The 22,622-nt window shown below is 30.5% G+C and carries 16 protein-coding genes; 8 read left to right on the top strand and 8 right to left on the bottom strand.

The window, feature by feature from the left end:
- Window positions 1-60: 60 nt before the first annotated feature.
- From H9W90_RS06240 to H9W90_RS06225, 4 genes are all read left to right on the top strand, one after another.
- The gene (locus H9W90_RS06240) at window positions 61-2,412 is read left to right on the top strand and encodes a T9SS type A sorting domain-containing protein (RefSeq protein ID WP_187483590.1); all 2,352 of its coding nucleotides are present in this window, start codon (window positions 61-63) and stop codon (window positions 2,410-2,412) included.
- 765 nt (window positions 2,413-3,177) lie between these two features.
- Window positions 3,178-4,569, top strand: coding sequence for an RtcB family protein (locus H9W90_RS06235; protein WP_187483589.1), 1,392 nt, complete (start codon window positions 3,178-3,180; stop codon window positions 4,567-4,569).
- A 96-nt stretch (window positions 4,570-4,665) separates the two neighbouring features.
- The gene (gene prfH, locus H9W90_RS06230; protein ID WP_187483588.1) at window positions 4,666-5,358 is read left to right on the top strand and encodes a peptide chain release factor H; all 693 of its coding nucleotides are present in this window, start codon (window positions 4,666-4,668) and stop codon (window positions 5,356-5,358) included.
- Between the two features lies 1 nt (window position 5,359).
- A complete protein-coding gene (locus tag H9W90_RS06225; protein WP_187483587.1) occupies window positions 5,360-5,917 on the top strand; it encodes a tetratricopeptide repeat protein in 558 nt (185 codons plus the stop codon).
- A 49-nt stretch (window positions 5,918-5,966) separates the two neighbouring features.
- Here the strand turns inward: H9W90_RS06225 and H9W90_RS06220 are convergent, their stop codons facing one another.
- Window positions 5,967-6,587 (bottom strand): metallophosphatase domain-containing protein, encoded by a 621-nt coding sequence (locus H9W90_RS06220; protein ID WP_187483586.1) that lies wholly within the window; start codon window positions 6,585-6,587, stop codon window positions 5,967-5,969.
- 4 nt (window positions 6,588-6,591) lie between these two features.
- Window positions 6,592-7,254 carry a peptidoglycan-binding domain-containing protein gene (locus tag H9W90_RS06215; RefSeq protein ID WP_187483585.1) on the bottom strand — a complete coding sequence of 221 codons (663 nt, stop codon included), beginning with the start codon at window positions 7,252-7,254 and terminating at the stop codon, window positions 6,592-6,594.
- 200 nt (window positions 7,255-7,454) lie between these two features.
- Here H9W90_RS06215 and H9W90_RS06210 point away from each other — a divergent pair, with 200 nt between their 5' ends.
- Complete coding sequence (locus H9W90_RS06210) at window positions 7,455-13,352, top strand: DUF8693 domain-containing protein (RefSeq protein ID WP_187483584.1); 5,898 nt, start codon at window positions 7,455-7,457, stop codon at window positions 13,350-13,352.
- 56 nt (window positions 13,353-13,408) lie between these two features.
- Here H9W90_RS06210 and H9W90_RS06205 read toward each other — a convergent pair whose 3' ends face one another.
- The gene (locus H9W90_RS06205; RefSeq protein ID WP_187483583.1) at window positions 13,409-14,434 is read right to left on the bottom strand and encodes a LacI family DNA-binding transcriptional regulator; all 1,026 of its coding nucleotides are present in this window, start codon (window positions 14,432-14,434) and stop codon (window positions 13,409-13,411) included.
- Between the two features lie 152 nt (window positions 14,435-14,586).
- Between H9W90_RS06205 and H9W90_RS06200 the strand changes: the two genes are divergently transcribed.
- The 3 genes from H9W90_RS06200 to H9W90_RS06190 all read left to right on the top strand — a co-directional run bounded on the left by H9W90_RS06200 (window position 14,587) and on the right by H9W90_RS06190 (window position 17,329).
- Window positions 14,587-15,633 carry a sugar kinase gene (locus H9W90_RS06200; protein ID WP_187483582.1) on the top strand — a complete coding sequence of 349 codons (1,047 nt, stop codon included), beginning with the start codon at window positions 14,587-14,589 and terminating at the stop codon, window positions 15,631-15,633.
- A gap of 85 nt (window positions 15,634-15,718) precedes the next feature.
- Window positions 15,719-16,384 carry a bifunctional 4-hydroxy-2-oxoglutarate aldolase/2-dehydro-3-deoxy-phosphogluconate aldolase gene (locus H9W90_RS06195; protein WP_187483581.1) on the top strand — a complete coding sequence of 222 codons (666 nt, stop codon included), beginning with the start codon at window positions 15,719-15,721 and terminating at the stop codon, window positions 16,382-16,384.
- Between the two features lie 99 nt (window positions 16,385-16,483).
- Window positions 16,484-17,329 carry a DMT family transporter gene (locus H9W90_RS06190; RefSeq protein ID WP_228454996.1) on the top strand — a complete coding sequence of 282 codons (846 nt, stop codon included), beginning with the start codon at window positions 16,484-16,486 and terminating at the stop codon, window positions 17,327-17,329.
- 85 nt (window positions 17,330-17,414) lie between these two features.
- On the opposite strand, the gene H9W90_RS06185 is transcribed toward H9W90_RS06190, so the two are convergent.
- The 5 genes from H9W90_RS06185 to mnmE all read right to left on the bottom strand — a co-directional run bounded on the left by H9W90_RS06185 (window position 17,415) and on the right by mnmE (window position 22,541).
- Window positions 17,415-17,582 carry a hypothetical protein gene (locus tag H9W90_RS06185; RefSeq protein ID WP_187483580.1) on the bottom strand — a complete coding sequence of 56 codons (168 nt, stop codon included), beginning with the start codon at window positions 17,580-17,582 and terminating at the stop codon, window positions 17,415-17,417.
- A 26-nt stretch (window positions 17,583-17,608) separates the two neighbouring features.
- Window positions 17,609-20,125, bottom strand: a complete 2,517-nt coding sequence (locus H9W90_RS06180; protein ID WP_187483579.1) for a T9SS type A sorting domain-containing protein — start codon at window positions 20,123-20,125, stop codon at window positions 17,609-17,611.
- Window positions 20,126-20,419: 294 nt separating this feature from the next.
- Window positions 20,420-20,785: a YchJ family protein gene (locus tag H9W90_RS06175; protein ID WP_187483578.1), complete on the bottom strand. Its 366-nt coding sequence runs from the start codon at window positions 20,783-20,785 to the stop codon at window positions 20,420-20,422.
- Between the two features lie 2 nt (window positions 20,786-20,787).
- Window positions 20,788-21,147 (bottom strand): hypothetical protein, encoded by a 360-nt coding sequence (locus H9W90_RS06170; protein WP_187483577.1) that lies wholly within the window; start codon window positions 21,145-21,147, stop codon window positions 20,788-20,790.
- Entirely contained in the window at window positions 21,147-22,541 is a 1,395-nt protein-coding gene (mnmE, locus tag H9W90_RS06165) for a tRNA uridine-5-carboxymethylaminomethyl(34) synthesis GTPase MnmE (RefSeq protein ID WP_187483576.1), read from the bottom strand. The genes H9W90_RS06170 and mnmE overlap by 1 nt, the downstream gene beginning before the upstream one ends.
- Window positions 22,542-22,622: the final 81 nt, after the last annotated feature.

Genomic DNA, 22,622 nt, shown 5'->3' with positions numbered 1-22,622 from the left:
AGTTAATATAGCATATATTTAAGGTAACATTGTTGTATAACTTTTTAAATACTTATACTTATGAAAAAAATTACTTTATTATTAATGCTATTAATTTCTGCAGTTGGGTTTTCTCAACAAGAAACTTTTGAAGTTACCTTTGAAAGCGGAACAGCTGCAAGTGATGCATCAAAATGGAATGTTTTTGAGAACGACTCTAATCCAGCATTAGAAGTAGTTGCTAATCCAGATGCGACAGGAGATAATACATCAGCAACTGTGGCTAAATTCACAGCATTGGCAGCAGGTCAACCATATGCAGGAACAGAAACTATTCATTTAGAGTTAGGAGAATGGTTTTTAGAAGCTTCTAATACAAGTATAAGTATTATGGTCTATAAAACAGTTATAAGTGATGTTACAGTAAAATTTGTAAATTCTACAAGTGGTACTGTTTTTCAAATAGCTAAACCAAATACTAAAATGAATGAATGGGAAACATTGACATATGATATTTCTTCTGCAATTTCTAGTGGAGAAAATCATAATATAGATCAATTAGTTGTTTTTCCAGAATGGTCAGCTAGAACAGCAAATACAATTACATATTTTGATAATGTTACATGGACTGCAAACAGAACTAAAGCTGCAGGAAGTGGTGGTTCAGGTGGAGGATCATCAGCACCAACAACAGACGCGCCTACACCTCCAGCAAGAGCAGCAGGAGATGTTTTATCTATTTACAGTGATGCTTACACAAATGTAAACGTAACTAATTTTAACCCAGGTTGGGGACAATCAGGTGCAGTAGATGCTGCTTTTGATCCAACAGGAAATGGTACAAACACTGTATTAAAGTATTCAAATTTTAATTATCAAGGAACAGAATTCGATGCAACAGATGCTTCAGGAATGGACTTTGTACATATTGATATTTGGACAGCAGATGCCACAGATATTAAGTTTTCACCAATAAATAATGGTACTGGAGCAGGAGAGTTTTTAGTAAACGTTCCTTTAGTAACAGGATCATGGAGTAGTGTAGATATTGCTATTGCAGATTTTACAGGTATGACTTGGGATTCATTATTTCAAATGAAATTTGATGGACAAGGAGGCGTAAACCCTTCAACAATTTATATAGACAACGTTTATTTCTATAAAGGAAGCCCAGCTGTAGCAACAGCACCAACAACAGATGCACCAACACCTCCAACAAGAGCAGCAGGAGATGTTTTATCTATTTACAGTGATGCTTACACAAATGTAAACGTAACTAACTTCAACCCAGGTTGGGGACAATCAGGTGCAGTAGATGCTGCTTATGATCCAACAGGAAATGGTACAAATACTGTATTAAAGTATTCAAATTTTAATTATCAAGGAACAGAATTTGATGCAACGGATGCTTCAGGAATGGACTTTGTACATATTGATATTTGGACAGCAGATGCCACAGATATTAAGTTTTCACCAATAAACAATGGTACTGGAGCAGGAGAATTTTTAGTAAATGTTCCTGTAGTAACAGGATCATGGAGTAGTGTAGACATTGCTATAGCTGATTTTACAGGTATGACATGGGATTCATTATTTCAAATGAAATTTGATGGACAAGGAGGTGTAAATCCTTCAACTATTTATATAGATAACGTTTATTTCTATAAAGGTACTACAACTGTAGCAACTGCACCAACAACAGATGCACCAACACCTCCAACAAGAGCAGCAGGAGATGTTTTATCTATTTATAGTGATGCTTACACAAATGTAAACGTAACTAATTTTAATCCAGGTTGGGGACAATCAGGAGCAGTAGATGCAGCATATGATCCAACAGGAAATGGAACAAATACTGTATTAAAGTATTCAAATTTTAATTACCAAGGAACAGAATTTGATGCAACAGATGCTTCAGGAATGGACTTTGTACATATTGATATTTGGACAGCAGATGCCACAGACATTAAGTTTTCACCAATAAACAATGGTACTGGAGCAGGAGAATTTTTAGTAAACGTTCCTTTAGTAACAGGATCATGGAGTAGTGTAGATATTGCTATAGCAGATTTTACAGGTATGACATGGGATTCATTATTTCAAATGAAATTTGATGGACAAGGAGGTGTAAATCCTTCTACTATTTATGTAGATAATGTTTATTTTTATAAATCAAATACTGCAAGCATTAAAGACAATACTTTAGCAAACGTGAGTTTATACCCAAATCCGGCAACAAATTTTGTAACAATTTCTGCGGATAATACAATTGATAAAGTAAGTGTATATAACATTTTAGGGAAAGCCGTAAAAACAATTTCTGTAAATGATACTTCTAAAAATATTGATATTTCTGATTTGAATTCGGGTATCTATTTAATTAAATTTACTGTTAACAATGCAGTTGGAACGTCTAAATTTATTAAAAGATAAAATTAATATTGGGGGATATTAATCTTATATATTATCAATGCTCAAGATTTATTTCTTGGGCGTTTTTTTAAGATTAAAAGATTTTTCGCATATTTGTAACTCAAAACAACAAAAAAAGTATAAAATTTTAATCTATGAATATATTCAAACTACATAAATCGGACGCGATTTGCGACTATTGAAGTCAATATATTAGGTTAAATTTTAAATAAATATAGCAAAAACGTCCAAAATTCATTTTTTGGACGTTTTTTATTAAAAAAGATTTTGATTTTTTTAAAATTTAATAAATGCCAAGCAAAAGTGTAAGTTTTAATTACATATCACAATTTCAAACAGTTAACAAAAAAGGCTGTATCTGCATAAAAGCGGACAAGAATTCTACTGCCTAAAACACACTTAAACTATTGATTATAAATAAAATAAGTTAAAAATTTATTTGTGTAGTTAAAAAAGTCGTCATAGGTTTGCATCGCAATAAAGCAACAATAATCGCTGAAACAATTCAGCATAAACAACGAAGTATAATGTTCAATTATCTAATTAACAAAAACATACAAAGAGAGCTAGGTTCTTTTTATTGTTTACTTCGCGATTTTCACAAATAGAAATATAAGATACTATATATGAAAAGTCCGAAGTTGTAAAATTTCGGACTTTTTTTATGGTCATTTTTTCCTAAAAAACTTTTCCGAAACAGATTTTAAGAGAAGGAATCAACCCAAAAGTTGAGTTGCCTAAAACAAAACATCTCAAAATTAAATCATGGGAAATAAATTAAAAGGAAAAGACCTCATAAAATTGGGCTTTCCAAAGAATAATAGTATCAATATCGCTTTAGGGCAAATTAGCAGATACAGAAAAAGAGAAAAGAAAGAGCGCATTTTAGAAGAAGCAAAAGAGGTTTTAAAAACACCAGAAAAGTTTCAAGGAAATGCAATTTGGGGCAAAGTTGCAGAAGGTTTGGTAAAACCTGTGGAAGTAAAAATGCATCAATTAAGAAACACGCGAGTTCCGTTTTCTATTTATGGAGAAAATGAAATTGACGAACAAGCAAAGTTTCAATTATACGATGCTTTAAAACTACCAATTGCAGTGCAAGGCGCATTAATGCCAGATGCACATTATGGTTATGGTTTACCAATTGGAGGCGTTTTAGCGACAGATAATGCAGTAATTCCTTATGGAGTTGGCGTGGATATTGGTTGTAGAATGTGTTTGACAATTTATCCGATTTCTATTTCTTTTTTGAAAGGAAAAGTACATCAATTCGAAAACATTTTAAAGAATCATACAAAATTCGGAATGCGAGAAACGCACGATAAAAAGCAAGACCACGAAATATTTTACAGAGATGAGTTTATCGAAATTCCGTTAGTAAAACGTTTAAAAGACAAAGCATTTAAACAGTTAGGAACTTCTGGAGGTGGAAATCATTTTGTGGAATTTGGTACAGTTTCAATCACCGAAGAAAACAACGAATTCGGTTTAAAAATTGGAGAATATATTGGCGTTTTATCACACAGTGGTTCACGTGGTTTGGGCGCAAATATTGCGAAACATTACACGTATTTGGCAACTAAACAGTGTCCATTACCAAAAAATGTGCAGCATTTGGCGTGGTTAGATTTAAACACGCACGATGGACAAGAATATTGGTTGGCAATGAATTTAGCAGGCGATTATGCCAAAGCCTGTCACGATAATATTCACGATAGAATTGCCAAAGAATTGGGTGCAAAACCGATTGCGAAAATTGAGAATCATCACAATTTTGCGTGGAAAGAAATGGTAAATGACAGAGAATGTATTGTGCACAGAAAAGGCGCAACACCAGCTAAAAATGGCGAATTGGGCATCATTCCAGGTTCTATGACAGCGTCAGGTTTTATCGTTCGTGGTTTGGGAAACAAAGAAAGTTTACAGTCGGCTTCACATGGAGCTGGTAGAAAATTTTCTCGTAAAAAGTGTAAAGAAAAGTTCACAAAAAGCGATATAAAACATCAATTGAATATGAACAATATAACACTAATTGGTGGTGGAATTGACGAAGCTCCAATGGCGTACAAAGACATTAAAAAAGTGATGGCAAATCAGCAAGAATTGGTGGAAGTTCAGGGAACATTTACGCCGAAAATAGTAAGAATGGATAAATAAGACTAGAGAAGCAAGAATAAAGAAGAAAGACAAATGGTTATGGAAATATCCTTTCTTTTCTTGTCTTTTATTTATCACTACTTAAAAAATAATAAAATGAAAACTAAAATAATACAAATATCAGCAGGAAAAGGCCCTTTAGAATGTGCTTTTGTGGTTGCAAAAGTGTTAAAAATATTCCTAAAAGAATTGACAAACAATAAGATTGATTATACAATTCTCCACAAAGAAAACGGAATAGAAAATGGCACTGTGCAATCTGTAAGTATACAAATTGAAGGAAAAAATCTTGCTGATTTTACAGCAAATTGGTTGGGTACCATTCAATGGATTGGCACATCAACATTTAGAAAATTTCACAAACGTAAAAACTGGTTTATTGGTTGTTTCGAAGTTGAAAGTTCTAAATTATTAGAAATTAACGAGAATGAAATTCAATTTCAAGCAATAAGAAGCTCTGGAGCAGGAGGTCAGCATGTAAATAAAGTAAGTTCTGCAATAAGAGCAAAACATATTTCAACCGGAATTCAGGTTTTGGTTATGGATAGCAGGTCTCAACATCAAAATAAAAAAATAGCGATACAGAGATTGCAACAAAAAGTAGCCGAATTTAATTCAGAACAACAAAAAGAACAGTTTAAAAATCAGTGGGAAAATCATCAAGAAATTGAAAGAGGAAACCCAATTAGAGTTTTTAAAGGAAGTGATTTTAAACAAATAAACAAAGAAAAATCTTTTAAAAACAAGAGAAATCAGTTGAAAAAGGATTTAAGAAAACAAATAGAATAAAATGGGAACATTAACAAATAACTATGTGTATACAGCATTAGATGCATATCCATTTGAATTAGAAAAATGTATGGAAGCTTTAAATTATGCTTTATCTTATAATGATAAAGATGAAATGGCTTTAAGTTTAATGGGGCGTGTTTATGCAGAAGTTTTAACAAACTACAGTGAAGGAATCTTTTACTACAAATTAGTTTTAGCAGAAAATATAAATAATTTAGAGGTTCAACCTCATTATATAAACGCTCTAATTTGGAACGAAAACTTCGAAGAAGCAGAAGAATTTATTAAATATGCTTTAACAGTTAAAGGATCAGATAAGGCAATGCTGTATTTAAAAAGAGCTAATGTATTAGAACATACAAAAGAATATGCAAAAGCATTAGATGTTTTAAAACAAGCTCACATAAATGCTTTTAATAACGATTTTATAGAATTTATTAATAGTGAAAAAGAGCGTATTAAAGCGAAACGTTTTATTAAAGATGATTCAATAAAAGAGAAAGAAAAAGTGGTTTCAGAAGAAAAAACTAAAAAAAGGTTTAGTTTTTTATTTTAATAAGGTGTTGGCGTTAGTCAACATCTTTTTTTTGTTAGTAAATGATAATCTATATATCAATTACAATAGGAGCATTTACATTCCTATATTTATCATCCAACAAAGAAGCATTTACAAAAGTAGTTTTATTTCTAACGGTTTTACCATAAGCCTCATGAATATGACCAAATACGTGTAGTTTTGGTTTAATTTCTAAAACTTTCTTTTTTAGTTCTTCACAACCTACATATTCTCCATTTTTTGTAAGATCTAGAATTTTATGTGGAGGCCCATGAGTTATTAAAACATCTGTATCATTAGGAATCAAATCCCAATATTTTTTTATTTCTTCACCTCGTTCTCGGTTAAAAGCCCAGTTAAAGAATGTAGGTTGAATAGGAGAACCCCAGAATTTTATACCTTCGATTTCACAACCAGAATCATTTAAATAATTAAGATTTGTATCGTTTATTTTTATGTTGTTTTTTAAAGCTTCTTCAAAATAAAAATCATGATTACCAGCAATAAAAATTTTATGTTTATGTGGTTGTTTTTGAAACCAGTCTATAAAACTGTCTATTTCTTTTTTTGTACCTCTTAAAGAAACATCGCCAGCATGAATTAAAATATCACCTTCTGGAATTATAAAATTATGGTTGCCATGTGTATCAGAAATTAGAACAATTTTCATCTTGTTATTTCAACAAAGCATCTAAAGTTAAAACATCTAATTTACCATCAGCAAAAAGGTTGTTTTTTTCTTCGAAAGATTTAATTGCATTAGAAGTTTCTGCTCTGTAAATTCCATCTACAGCAATATTAAAACCATTTTTAACCAATAGTTTTTGCACTTCAAAAATTAGAGCAGTTTTTTGGTTATAAACAATTTTTTTTGAGTCACTAAATAATGTTTTCATTCTGTTTTTATAAGAAGCTAATTCTTGTTCTTGTAAATGAGTTTTTAAATCCGTTCCTGTTTCTTCTAAAAACTTTATTTCTTTATTAGAAAGTCCTTGTTCTTTTAAAAGGGCCAATTTTTCTAATCTAGCTTCGTAGTATTTAACTTTGGCTAATTTATCGGCATATTTTTTTACTGCATATTTAGTTTCTATATCATCATCTTCTGGAGTCACAACATCAATATCATTTGCAGTCCATTGAAGTTTAACCCAACTATTTAAATCTTCTATAGCATTAAAGTAATTAAAAACTAAATTTTGATTATGACATTCTGTGTCTATTTTCTTATCTGTTTTATATTCTAATTTTGGTGTATTGTATCTTTTGTATTGTTGGTATTTTCCAAACCCAATAAAAAAAGCAATAATAAGTAGTAAAAGTATAATTAATTGTTTCATAATTTTTGGCTAAATTGATATGAATAGTAAGCAAATGTAATTAAATCTATTTACAAAGAAATATAAAAATAAAAGACTTAAAAATCATTTTAACTTCTACGAAACCGTTTTCTGACGATAAATAAACCCTTTTCATCTAATAAAGGATTGAATTTGTTAATTATTAATTTAATTTTGTGAGTTGAAAAATATTAAAATAAATGAAAAAAGTATTACTCCTAATTGTATTATCAATTTTTGCATTCTCTTGCAATCAACAATCCAAAAAAGAATTAATTTTTTTAAATAAAAACGCTTACGATTATCCAGTTTGGCAAGATATGCTAACACAAGATAAAGTAAAGTTTTCTGATGTTATTTTAGCATTTAAAGCATACAGATCTAACAATATTGTAGATAAAGAAACTTTAGAACATTTCGAGAAATTCGAAAAAAGAATAAAACCAACTTTAGATAGTGATGGGTATTTGTTTTCTGAATCAGCAAAATATAAAAGATTAGAAGCATATAGAAATGCAACTAAAAACCTAGATCAACAATCAACTATAACAAATAGTTTGTCTTCTGCAACTTCAATTAGTTTTGGTGTTCCTAACAATGCAAGTTTAGGGAAATGGAAGAATATTGGTCCTTTTGGTGACCCAGATGTAAAATGGTCTGCAACTGGAAATGGTTCTTTAGAACACGTGGAATTTCATCCAACAAATCCTGCAGAAATGTATGTTTCAGCTAGAAATGGTGGTTTATGGAAAACAACAAATTATGGTAAGAATTGGACACCAATGACAGATCATTTTGCAACAGATAATGTTTCTTGTTTGTCAATTTCTAAAAAAGACCCAACCATTTTTTACATGGGAGCAGGTGAAGATAAAAAAGTTTGGTATTCATCAGACTCTGGTTCTACTTGGGAAGATAGAAGCACAGGTATAGCAGGAACAATTTATGGACTTTATTCTGCACCTGATGACGAAACTAAAGTATTAGCTGCAACTACAGAAGGTATTTATTTAACAACAAATTCTGGAACTTCTTGGACACAGAAAGTAGCAGGAAGATATTTAGATATTAGGCTTACAGATAATTGGGATTTAATTGTAGCAACTACAGATAATAATAATGATGCTACAGGTTACAAAGATTTCTTTTTTTCTAAAGACGAAGGTGTAACTTTTACAGAACAAACTGTAACTACTGCAATCGATAAAATTAATAGATTTTTCTTGGCAATTCATAAACCAACATCTGGTGCAACCCAAGTTTTTGCATATGGAATAAAAAATTCGAATACACCAACTACATTTGTTGGTTTATGGAAATCAGATTATACACCAAATCCAGCAGATGGAACATCTTTTTTTAGTTTTACAGAAGTTAAACATGCTACATATACATATCCTAATGGAGCAGTTCCTCTAATTGAAGATAGTTCTGTAGCAGCAGGTTATAAAGCAGAAACAGAAGATTATTATGGAGGTATAAATCCATATTCTTCTGCATATTATCAGAGTGATTTTTATGTAAGTCCAAACAACCCAGACTATATGCTTACTTGTAGAGAAAAAATTTGGGGATCTGAAGATGGTGGTAAAATTTGGAGTTATAAGCCAAGTTATGGTGGAAGTCATTGGGCAGATAATAGATATTTTACAACAAACAAGGCAAAAGATTCTATCTTTTTCTGTAATGATGGTGGTTTGTGGGCAATTAAAGACACAGATATGTTTCCAAGTGCTGCAACAGTTACAGCTTCTGGTTTAAGTAAAAACGATTATATGGCTTCTAAAGTCATTTCTAAAAATGGAGATATTTGTGTTGCAGAAGGTTCTCAAATGGATGTTAGCCAGCTAGATAAAGGAGTTTTTATGACTGGTGGACAAGATTTAGGGCAAATGTTTACCAGAAATGGAAGAACTTCTCATGTGGCATCTGCAGATGTTTATAGAGGAAGAATAAAGCCAACAGACGACAGTAAATTTATAACGGGTAGATTAAATGTAAAATTAGATGGAAGTACAGATATTCATTCTGTGTATGATCATATAGATGCAGATCATTTTAATTCAGAAAGATTATATGGTTTTACAAACACAAATCAAACTACAAAACTAGCAGATGTGCGTTTAGTAAGATCGCCTATAAATAAAGACGGTTGGTTGGTAGATGGTTTTTATGGAGAAAATAGAGCAAACACTGGAGGTAGAGATTGGACTGCAACAAATAATGATTGGGAAACTGTAAACATTTCTTCTACAGGAATAACAGATTTAAAACCTGGTACTTTCGAGCAATCTAAAGCAAATGGCGAAATTGCATTTTTAGGAGATGAAGTAGGGAAAAAATTATTTATTACAGAAAACTTGTCTGCAACAACCCCAACTTGGGTAGAACTTACAAACGCACCAAAATCGACTATTTATAGATTGGCAACACATCCTTATAACGAAAATATTATTGTTGCTGCAACAAGTATTGGTGTATATATATCTAAAGATAAAGGACAAACTTGGAATGTTAGAGCAAATGTGCCTGAAACAAAACTAAAAGGAGTTTTAATTGATAAAACAACAGCAGAGGGTATTTATGTGTACACAAGTTTAACCGTTTATTATATAGATGAAACCAGGTCAGAGTGGAAAGAATTTAATAAAGGATTACCATTACAAAACCTTACAGATATGCGAATAGCATATTATGCAAATAATGATAATAGGTTATATGTTTCTAAATACGGAAGAGGAGTTTGGTCTACAAGTTTACAATCTGTACTAGATAAAAACACAAATAAACCCGTAGCAGATTTTGCAATTCACGGTTTAAGTAAAAAAACATTTTCAGTAGGAGATACTTTAAAATTGATTAGTCATGCTTCAAATGCAACAAGTTTGCAATGGACAATTGAAAATGGGGCAGATGTAAAAAATATTGCAGATGAAGAAGCTCCTGAAGCAAAATTACTAAATGGAGGTTTTTACAAAGTTACTTTGTTAGCAACAAATGCTAATGGTTCTCATACAAAAATTGAAGAAAATTATATACAAGTTATTGCAGAATCAACTGCTTTAAGTTGTACACCAACAAATAGTGCTACATTAAATTGGTACAGATATTTATATAAGATAAAAGTAGATAATGATGAGTATTTAAACTCAGAGCAAGATAATTATGCTAAACTAGATAAGGTTTTTACAGTAGAAAAAGGCGAAAATATACCAATTTACATAGAAGATAGCCACGTAGATTCTAATGGGAATTTTAACCATTATATAAAGGTTTGGATAGATTATAACAACGATGGCGATTTTGATGATGCAAATGAAGAAATAGCAACTTCTGGTGGTAGAGTAGAAAACTTTACCGCAAATTTTACAGTGCCTTCAACAGCATTAGTTGGGCAGAAATTAAACATGAGAGTAGTTGGTTTAGAAAGTTCTGATGCACCTATTTCTTGTCAAGAGACAGGATCAAGACATGTATTAGATTTAGGTATCATTTTTAAATCAAAAATTGTTAATTCTATATCGCACACATTATTAACTAATAATAGTGTAAAATTAGAAAACAACTTTACGGGTGCAAATAATATAGTAAAAGCTGGTTTTGTATATTCTACTTTAGATACAGAGTTAACAACAGAAAATTCTCATTCTATTTTATCTTCTGCAAGTCTTACTAACGATGATTCTTTTGAAACAGATTTAATAGATTTAGACTACAATAGAAAATACTATTATAAAGCGTTTATAATAGATGATTCAGGAAAATCATATAGTGAAAGAAAAAGTTTTCAACTAGCAGCATTTTCAATGCCTTCTTTAGAATGTGTTGCTGCTTTAAATTTAGATAACAATTCTTGGGAACTAAAAGGAGTTGTATACCCTAATAATAATCTTTTTGATGAGTTAAAAATAGAATATGGTGTTTCAGATTTTTCTAATTCTGTAACTTTTGATGCAACTTCTTATGCAACAAATAAGAAATTTAATATTGACACAGAAATAACTATTGACCCTGCAAATATCTATCAATATAAAGTAACAGGTGTTTTAAATGGAAAAAGTTACTCAAGTAATATTTTAACAATAGATGACAACAAAACATTTTGTACGCCAACAGCAGATTACAATCAATGGTATAGAAGAATTGCAAGTGTTGTATTTAATGGTGTTACTACAAATTCTTCAGGAAGTGGAGATTATGAAGACTTTTCAAGTACTATTTTTAAAGTTAGTGAAGGTAAAACATACCCTATAACTATTACTGATTCTTATTCTCCTGGTTACGATTTAGGATATGTGGTTTATATCGATTATAATAATGATGGCGATTTTGATGACAGTAATGAAATTGCTTTATCTGGGTCAGATGGAGAAAGTTTTACCGGTAATATTGTAATTCCTACAGAAGATATTATTTTTAATACCAACTTAAGAATGAGAGTTGTGGGTTATACAGATTTCGTTACCCCTTGTAAAGCTGGAGTTGGTCAATTTGAAGATTATACAATTAATGTTGTAAGAAATATTTGGAACGGAACAACAAGTACAGATTGGGATGTTGCTACAAACTGGTCTACAGGAGAAGTACCAACTACTGGCTCTAACGTAATTATACCAGCCAATGTTACAAACAAGCCAATAGCATCAGGTGCAATAACTTTAAATAAATTAACCCTTTTAGAAAATGCAAGTTTAACTGTACAAGGAGCAGTAACTAATACAGATATTATAAGTATTGAATCTGGAGCTTCATTTATAGCAAAAGAAAGTGTTTCTGGTGTTGTAAAATATACTCGCTTTTTACCAGCAAAAAATAAATGGTATTTAGCTGCACCTCCAGTTTCTAATGTAGATTTAGAAGAGTTGATAGAGAATACAGTTTTTGCAAAAGGTACTGGAACAAATATTGGTATTGCTACCTATAATACAAATTCAGACTCGTGGAGTTATTCATCAACAAATTCTACAGGTTCTTTAACTTCTGCAGAAGGTTATTCAATGAGGTTAGCTGGTCCTGGAAGTGTTTCTTTTACAGGAAATATGCAAACATTAAACAGTTTAACTATTCCTATAGATAATCCTGGTCAAGGATATAATTTAATTGGAAATCCATATGCATCCTATATACCTGTAAATAATAGTGCAGATTCTAATTACAATTTGTTAAAAATGAATGATGCAGATAATGATTTTCTTGCAGAAACTACATTGTGGTTTTGGGATCAATCTTTAAATAGTGGGCAAGGAGCTTATAATGCTTTAAATCATGCTTCATCTAAACGCTATGTTGCACCAGGACAAGCATTTTTTGTAAAAGCTAATGGAAATCATAACTTTATTTTTTCTGAAGATATGCAAAGTCATCAAGAAACAGATGTATTTAATAGAAGTTCAGAAGATAGGTTAGAAATAGAATTAACTGTTTCTGATGGAACAAATTCCTCTAAAACTGAAATCTATTACATTAATGGAACAACTACAGGTTGGGACAATGGTTACGATTCTTCCATTTTTAATAGTTCAAACAGTAATTTAACTGTTTATACCGAATTAGTTTCAGATAATAATGGAGAAAAACTTCAAATTCAATCTTTACCTAATAGTAATTATAAAGAAATGGTAATTCCTGTTTCTCTTAAAGGAAAAGCGGGTACTAGCGTAACTTTTAAAATTGATGCTATAAACATACCTACAGATTTAAATGTTATTCTAGAAGATAAAGAATTAGAAACTTTTACAATATTAGAAAGCACTACTAATGAATATACGGTTAGTTTAGCTAATGATAACTTAATAGACAATCGTTTTTACATTCATGTAAATACACCAAGTATATTATCATCAGAAAGTTTTATTACAGAGAATATTAAAATTTTCACTATAAATAAAAACGAAAAATTAAGAGTAACAGGAATTTTTAATGGATTAAATACTCTTAAAATATTTAATGTTGAAGGAAAACAAGTTTACAGTTCTACCTTCACTGGATCTGGAAAAAATGATATTCAATTACCTATTTTATCTTCAGGAGTTTATGTAGTAAATATTATAAATAATGTTGAAGGAAAAAAGGTAAGTAAAAAATTATTACTTCAATAAATAGTAAACTTATCTTATTAAAGAACCTCATTATAATTAATTTATGATGAGGTTTTTTATTTTATAGATGAAGAATCTCTGATAACTAAAGTAGCATCTAAAATTATTTTATTCAATTTTTGATTTACAACATCCTTTTTAACGTGATTTAAAAAAGTGTTGGCAGCCTGTTTTCCTATTTCTGCACTATGTTGATTGATACTGCTAATTCTAGGAGAAACCATATCCGTAAATGGTTCATTACCAAAACCTACCAATGCAATTTCATTAGGAATGGTAATATTCTCTTCATTTAAAACTTGTAAGGCACCTAAAGCAGCATAATCTCCAGCAACGTAAACAGCATCTGGTCTATTTTTTAAAGCTAACAGTTGTTTCATTTTAGTTCTTCCGTCTTCAATTGTTAAACCACTTTCTGTTAAAAGCTCACTATCTAAAGGTAAATTGTGCTTTTTTAAAGCATCTATATACCCTCTAATTCTATTGTTAAAAATTCGAGTTCGTTTATAACCACCAATGTGTGCAATTCTTTTACAACCTTGTGCTACTAAATGTTCTACAATAATTTGACTACTATTATAATCATCAATTCCTATATAGTCAACATTTAAATCGTTTTCTCCACGATCAAACAAAATTAGCGGAATCCCTTTCGATTTTACTTTTTCATAATAAGATAAATCTACAGTTTCATTTGCCATAGAAGCAATAATTCCGTCAACCTGTGTAAATAACAAGGTATCAATACTATTACATTCTTTTTTAAAAGACTCGTTAGACTGTGTAATAATGATATTATAACCTTCTTTATTTAAGACTTCTTCTATATTCTGAATAACAGAAGAAAAGAAATTACTATTCGTTCTTGGAACAATTACACCAACCAATTTACTTTTTCCGCTTCTTAATGCACTTGCTAAATGATTTGGCTGATAATTTAAGTTTTCTGCAACTTGTCTAACTGCTTTTTTTGTTTTATCGCTTATTCTAGAATCATTGTGTAACGCTTTAGAAACGGCAGCTGCAGAAATATTTAAAACATTTGCAATATCTTTTATGGTAGTTTTCTTTTTAATATTCAATTTTTTTATATATTTGCTTAATCGTTTAAGCAAATATAGTGCGCTTAAATTTATAATCAAAATTAATAGTAAAATATGGGTTTTGATTTTATTTTGCTAATCTGCTTAAACGTTTAACCAATTAACTATAAAATATTAAAATAAGAATTAAAATGGCAAAAGTAGTAACATTCGGAGAGATCATGTTAAGATTAGCTCCTCAAGGATTTTTAAGATTTTCACAAGCAAATAATTTTGATGCTATTTATGGTGGTGGAGAATCTAACGTAGCAGTTTCTCTAGCAAACTATGGAGTAGATGTAGATTTCGTAACACGTTTACCAAAAAATGATATTGGTGCTTGTGCTATGATGGAAATGCGTAAAAGAGGTGTTGGAGTTGATAAAATTGTTTATGGAGGAGATCGTTTAGGGATTTACTTTTTAGAAACAGGAGCAGTATCTAGAGGTTCTAAAGTAGTTTACGATAGAGCTCATTCTGCAATTGCAGAAATAGAATCTGGTATGATAGATTGGGATGCAGTTTTTGATGGTTGTGAATGGTTTCATTGGACAGGAATTACACCTGCAATCTCACAAGGAGCTGCAGATGTTTGTTTAGAAGCTGTTAAAGCTGCTAGCGCAAAAGGAATTACGATTTCTACAGATTTAAACTATAGAGCAAAACTTTGGAATTTCTGTGACGATGCACATAGAGAATCTATCATGACAGAATTAACTTCTTACTGTGATATTGTTTTAGGAAATGAAGAAGATGCAGAAATGCATTTCGGAATTAAGCCAGATGGAGCAGCAGTGCAAACTGCAGGACATGATGTAAAAGCAGAAGCTTTTTTATCTGTTTGTAAGCAAATGACAGAAAAATTCCCGAGAGCTAAAAAAGTAATTACAACTTTAAGAGGTTCTATATCTGCTTCTCATAATACTTGGGCTGGAGTTTTATATGATGGAAAAACAATGTTACAAACGCGTCAATACCAAATTACAGATATCGTAGATAGAGTAGGTGGTGGAGATTCATTTATGGGAGGTTTAATCTACGGATTATTAAAATATTCAGAAGACGACCAAAATGCATTAGACTTTGCTGTTGCAGCATCTTGTTTAAAACACACAATTAAAGGTGATGCAAACTTGGTAACAGTTGCAGAAGTAGAAAAATTAATGGGAGGAGATGCATCTGGAAGAGTTGCTCGTTAAAAATAGAATAGTATAATTATTTGAATTTAATTGAGCTTTTGGTATTTTATTAAGGGCTCAATTTTATCAATTTAAAACACAAATTATGGCACAATTTTCAAGATTAGAAGTTGCACAAGTAATGAAAGATACAGGAATGGTTCCTTTGTTTTTTCATAACGATATAGAAGTAAGTAAAAAAGTTTTAAAAGCTTGTTACGATGGTGGAGCACGTTTAATGGAGTTTACTGCAAGAGGAGATTTTGCACACCAAGTTTTTGGAGAATTAACAAAATATGCAATTAAAGAATTACCAGGAATGGTAATGGGAGTAGGTTCTGTAACAGATGCAGCAGCTGCTTCATTATATATGGCTTTAGGTGCAAATTTTATTGTAACTCCAGTTTTAAGAGAAGACATTGCAATTGCATGTAATCGTAAAAAAGTTTTATGGTCTCCTGGTTGTGGAACTTTAACTGAAATTGCTAGAGCAGAAGAATTAGGTTGCGAAATAGTAAAATTATTTCCTGGTGATATTTATGGTCCTCAATTTGTAAAAGGAATTAAAGGCCCTCAACCTTGGACAAGTATTATGCCAACTGGTGGTGTTTCTCCAACAAGAGAAAATTTAGAAGGATGGTTTAGCGCTGGTGTAACTTGTGTTGGAATGGGATCTAAATTAATGGCTAAAAATGCTGATGGTAGTTTCGATTACGCTACAATAGAAAGTAGAACAAAAGGAGCTTTAGATATTATTAAGTCTTTAAGATAAGAACTATCTTTATCTTCAAAATATTTAAACCCTTCAATTAATATTGAGGGGTTCTTTACTTTTTTATAAACCAATTTTGTACGTTTAAAATAACATAAGATGAAATACAATAAAGCAATATTTTACATGATTTATAGTGTAATTGCATTTTCTTTAATGAATGCAGTTGTTAAGTATTTAACTTCTTTTAATGTCTATCAAATTGTGTTTTTTAGGTCTGTTGGTACTTTGGCTTTTACAATTCCGTTGATTTTAAAATATAAAATTCCAATTCTAGGAACTCATAAAAAGTTATTATTTATAAGAGGTCTTATTGGAGTTATTTCTTTAACCTGTTTTTTTGAATCTTTAAATTATTTGGCAGTAGGTACAGCTGTTTCTCTGCGATATACATCACCAATATTCGCAGCTATTTTCTCTTTAATTTTCTTAAAAGAAACCATTAAACCCATACAATGGCTACTATTTCTTTTAGCGTTTGTAGGAGTTTTAATTATAAAAGGATTTGGAATTGATGTAAATACAATTGGACTTTTATTAGTAATTACCTCCGCAATTTTTTTAGGTCTAATCTTTGTAGTAATTAGAAAAATTGGAGATAAAGAACATCCACTTGTAATTATTAATTATTTTATGGTTATGGCATTTGTTTTTGGAGGAATTATGTCTATTAATTATTGGAAAAACCCCACTATAATTGAATGGTTATTGCTATCTAGTTTAGGTGTTTTCGGTTACATTGGGCAGTTGTACATGACGAAAGCATTTCAGTTACATGAAACAAATGTTATAGCTCCACTAAAATATTTAGAAGTTATTTTTATGATTATAATTGGGGCAACTTGGTTTGGAGAAATCTATAATCTATGGACTTTACTCGGAATATTTTTAATTTTATTAGGCTTGGTTTATAATATTTATTTAAAAAGTAAAAAGAACATTTAAACTAGCTAAACAAGTTTTGTTAGTAAAAAAAATCCCAACTCATATTGAGTTGGGATTTTTAGTTTTAATAAACCTTTATTTATAATTAAAAACCAGTTCCTGGATCTTCAGGAGAAGCTGCTTGTGCTTTCTTTGGATTTAAAATCATATATGTTCCTATTGCTGTTAATGCTGCGTATTTACCGTAATTACCAATCTTTTTTATAGCTTCTTTACGAGAAATATCTTGCGTGTTTTCTATTTGTTTTTTCATGATGTTGTATTTTAAATTCTCGTTAATTATTCTAAAACTATCTTCTTGTTTAATTGACCTGCTGCAGTTTCTATTTTAACAATATAAATCCCTGCACCTAATTTTGGTAAAGAAATATCTTTTACACCATTAGATTCAAAAGAAATATTCATAGACTGTTTGCCAAGAACGTTAAATAACTTCATGTTAGTTTTTCCTTGCGATAAACCAGTAATTCTTAAATTAGAATTATTAGTTTTATAGATGCTTACATTTTCTAATAAAGCGTCCTCTGATACACTTAATACACTTTCTGTTGTGTGTAAGTAAAAACGTCCAATTCCGTTTAAATTTTCAGTTGTGGTAATTTTATAGTTTGTATTTGCTTCGTCTAAACGTGTAAAAGTATTATTTTCTCTATCTTCTAAAAACACTTTAATGTCAGAAGGTAAGTTTAAAGCTTCTGTAGAAAAAGTAATTTCTTTATTTGCACTAGCTTTAACTCCAACTGGTATTACCATAGTTTCTATTCCAGAAATTGGTAAAGCTTGTTTCATAAAATTAACCCCTTCATTATCACTAACTAATTGAGTAAAAACATTAAGTCCTGATTCTTTACCAGTAAATGTACCAACGTCAAAACTTGGATCTAATCCTTTAGTTTTATCATCTAAATAATTAACATCTGTAGATTCTGTTTTTGTTCCATCAGTAATAAATAATTTAATTGAAGTAGTGCCAGTATTAGAAGATCTATATAATGTAACAGGAGTTTGATAACTTAATTTACTAGCGTCAATTATAAAATTATCTGCATCTGAATTTGCAGCATTTACAAAGAAACCTTGTCCTGGATGAATATAATCTGTAGTTGCCAACACATCGTATCCAGCTCCACCAGATTTATTATTATCCCAAACATAGACATTTTTATGTGTAGCAGTTAAGCTTGTAGTATTACTTGCAATTAAATCGCTAACAAGAATATAAGAAGAATATGGATTACCTTTTAAGTTCCAATTATTTGTACTTTGTGTAATTGAACTCATTAAATTATCTGTTTTTATTGCTCCTGTAAATTTAATATAAGAGTTAGACATTGCATCTCTTTTAATAGAATATCCTTGTCCAGTTGCAAACGTACCAGAATTTGCAGCATCTGTTGCATAGATCCAATCTCCATCTGCATCTACGCCATTTGTATAAGTAGCAATTGCAACATTTGTACCTGTTCCTGTTGTATCATCAATATCGTTAGTACTAATCCAACTTCCATCATACATAGCCCCAACTACTGGACTAGATAATAGATGCCAATTAGTATCATTAGCTTCAACTCTATAAGTTACTTCACCAGTAAAAGAATTAAAAACTCTTAATGAACCTCCAGATTCAATATATAATTCAGATGCTGGATCTACAGTTACACTATACCCAACTGCATCTTTATTTGAATTTACTTTTGGTGTTCTTGCTGTACCTGAAGGAATTGAGACGTCTGTAGATATATCTGGAACAATATTAGTACTCCAATTTTCTTTAGTATTCCAACTAGTACTGCTACTACCATTCCATACATTAGTAGGTTCGACTGGGTTTAGCTCTCCAATATAAGTGTCTGAGTAGACAAAATCTTTAAAATAATCTGGTGCAACTTTAGAAAGAGTCCCAGAAAACACCCAGTTTGGGGCTACAGAACCACTGGCATTACCTGCAGCTGCCCAACCTCTTAAACCATGATCTGTTCTAGTGCCTTGTCTCATCATATATGATATGTTAGATGTACCCTGATTAACAATTACTGCACTTGTAGTTATTTTAAAATCTGTTGGATTGTCGTCATAAGTTCTTGCAAAAACAGTTTGTCCATAACCATATTCACCTGTTTCTGACCCTAAAACAGGATCATCATAATCTAAATAAGAAACGGAATCATATAAAACCCATTTAGTTGTGTGGTCTCCTGTAGCATCAATAATACCATCATTATCAGAATCAATATCTAAATTTTTAGGATTTTCAGTTGCCGAGATTAACATATAAGTAGCACTACCATCTGTAAGATTTCCATCATAACCAATATCTGGACTTGTAGATGCTACTGCACTACCAGCAGAACTTGTAACATCTGTACCAGGTGCACCAATTAAAGTAATAGTTAAAACTGTTGAATTTGATGCTGCTAATTGAGTTGCATAAGGATTTGTTGTATCTGCATCTGCTGCGTCTACATCGTTATAATTTGCAACTAAAGATAAAATACCATTTGAACCAAAAGTTACATTACCTGGGTCATAGGCATCAAAAAGAATTGCTTCTTTAACTTTTCCCATGTCTGTTTTTCCACTTTCACCATCTCCCTCTACCATTATAAGGTATAAATTGGCAGGTACAGTTGCATTTGCAGTACCTCTTATTTCGTATAGCTCATTAGTTAAATCGCTTGTGTTTGGACTTGGAATCATTGTGTTTAAATAATATCCTGTGCCCGTAGGAATATTATCGAATTGAGAATATCCTACAATAGAGGATAATAATGTTAATAAAAGTAAGATTTTTTTCATGATTTCTTGATTAAGATTTTAATAAACGCCGATTGGTTGACCAGATTGGTTTGTCAAACTGGTCAACCAAAATTATTTTCAAATATATTTTTTATTTAATTAAAATCAAAGAATTTAACCAAGAAATGTGTGTTATTTTACCTTTAATGTGTTTTAATTTAACAATAAAAGTTGTTATTTACTAGTTTTAAAGTCGAAATGAAGAGAATAATGTAAAAATTGACTTGGTAGTTTTTTTATGTAAATGAATTTGTAAGCGTAAAGTTCATTTATTAAATCTGATAAAAAGGTAGTTTATTTGGCATTCAAATAAACCCAATGATTATTTTCTTTACAAAAAAAAGAGTTTTCTTGAATACTTTCTAAGTTACCTTTCTCAATAAAAAAAGCATTAAAACGAACAGTGTTTTCAGTGGAATTTAAGATTTCTAATTTAACCCAATCTACAGATTTTGTCCACTTTTTTAACTCTTTATATTCATGTTTAGAAAGTCTTGTAGAACTATGATGACTTTTAAAGAGGTATTTTATATCAGCTAAAACAAAAGCACTGTACCTAGAACGCATTAATTGTTCTGCAGAAATAACATTTTTTATATTATTGTGAGCTATCTCACAACAATCTTTATATAGTTTTTTAGGATTACAAGGACAATTCATAATTAATTTAAAAGTGTTGTTTCTTCTTTAATTCGAAAACATCTTTCTTCACCTAGAAAAAGTGGGTTTCCATATTTTTCTGACCAAAAACCGTCTAAAATATCTTTAGAAATACATCTATAGACTACAACACCTTTATAAATAGTATTTTCATCTCCTTGATAATTAAAGTTAATTACTAAAATATTATCCTTAAAAAAACCTGTTCCGAATTGTTCTTGACTTTTATTAATCAACCATTTGGCAACAATTCTATTATTACTATCTAATGATAAATTAAGAGTTCCTTTATAAAAGTTCTCCTCATCATTTTGATTGCTTCCAATGATGGAAAATGTGCCAACTAAATCTTTAATTTTCATTATTTACCAATACAAAAATTCCCAAAAATATGCCCTAAAATATCTTTATCCACATCATATTCTCCAGTAATGTTGCCTAAATGACGTAAACATTCTCTAATATCAATAGAAAATAAATCAGTTGAAATTTCTAAATCAATTCCTTCTTGTACAGAAGTAATTGCCATTAAAGCATTATTTAAAGCTTCAAAATGGCGAGAATTGGTAACAATAGTTTCGTTGTTACTTAAAGCACCTATGTTAACTAGAGAAGTTAATTCGGCTTTTAATTCTTCAATTCCTGTTTTATTTTTTGCTGAAAGTAAAATTAAATTTTCAATTTCAGATTGTAAGATGGAAGAATCATGACAAGACAAAGTATCAATTTTATTGGCAATTACTAACAAGCGTTTATTAGGAAAACGTTCTTTAATAGTTTCTATTTCTTGTAAAAAATCTTCACTAGAATAAGAAAATTTATTAGAGTCTATTAAGAAAATAATTAACTGTGCATTTTCTGCTTTTTCGTAGGCTTTTTTAATACCAATATTTTCAACAACATCTTTTGTTTCTCTTATTCCTGCAGTATCTATAAATCGAAATGCAACACCATCAATAATTAATTCATCTTCAATTGCATCTCTTGTAGTTCCTGCAATATCAGAAACAATAGCTTTTTCTTCGTTTAAAAGAGTGTTTAAAAGTGTAGATTTCCCAACATTTGGCTCACCAATAATTGCTACCGGAATTCCGTTTTTCATTGCGTTACCAAAAGAGAAAGAATCTATTAATCGTTTTAAAACAAAAGTGATTTTTGTAACCAACTCTTTAAATTTGGTTCTGTCGGCAAATTCCACATCTTCACCAGAAAAATCGAGTTCTAATTCAATTAAAGCTGCGAAGTCTAATAATTGTGCACGTAATTCTTTTAATTCATTGGTAATGCCACCTCGCATTTGCTGAATTGCCATTTGATGACTTGCTGCAGAATTAGAAGCAATAACATCTGCAACTGCTTCAGCTTGGCTTAAATCCATCTTTCCGTTTAAAAAAGCACGCATTGTAAATTCGCCATTATCAGCCATTCTACAACCTTTTTTCAGAAATAATTGAATGATTTCTTGTTGGATAAAACTAGAACCGTGGCAAGAAATTTCTACCACATTTTCACCAGTGTAAGAATTTGGATTCTTAAAAACAGAAACTAAAACTTCATCAATAATAATATCATTATTAGTAATATGACCTAAATGAATGGTGTGTGTTTTCTGACTTTTTAATGATTTAGATTTTTTTATAGATCTAAAATTGTCATCAACAATTGTAATTGCGTTTTCTCCAGAAAGTCTTATTACAGAAATTGCTCCAATACCAGAAGGTGTTGCTAAAGCTATAATTGTGTCTTGTTGAATCATGTTGCAAAAATACACAAAGATTTTTTCTGAAAAACAAAAAGCTCAACACAATTTGTGTTGAGCTTTTCTATGAAATAATAA

The sequence above is a fragment of the Polaribacter pectinis genome (genome assembly GCF_014352875.1).
Taxonomy (GTDB): domain Bacteria; phylum Bacteroidota; class Bacteroidia; order Flavobacteriales; family Flavobacteriaceae; genus Polaribacter; species Polaribacter pectinis.
This window is presented reverse-complemented; position numbering and strand designations above follow the sequence as displayed.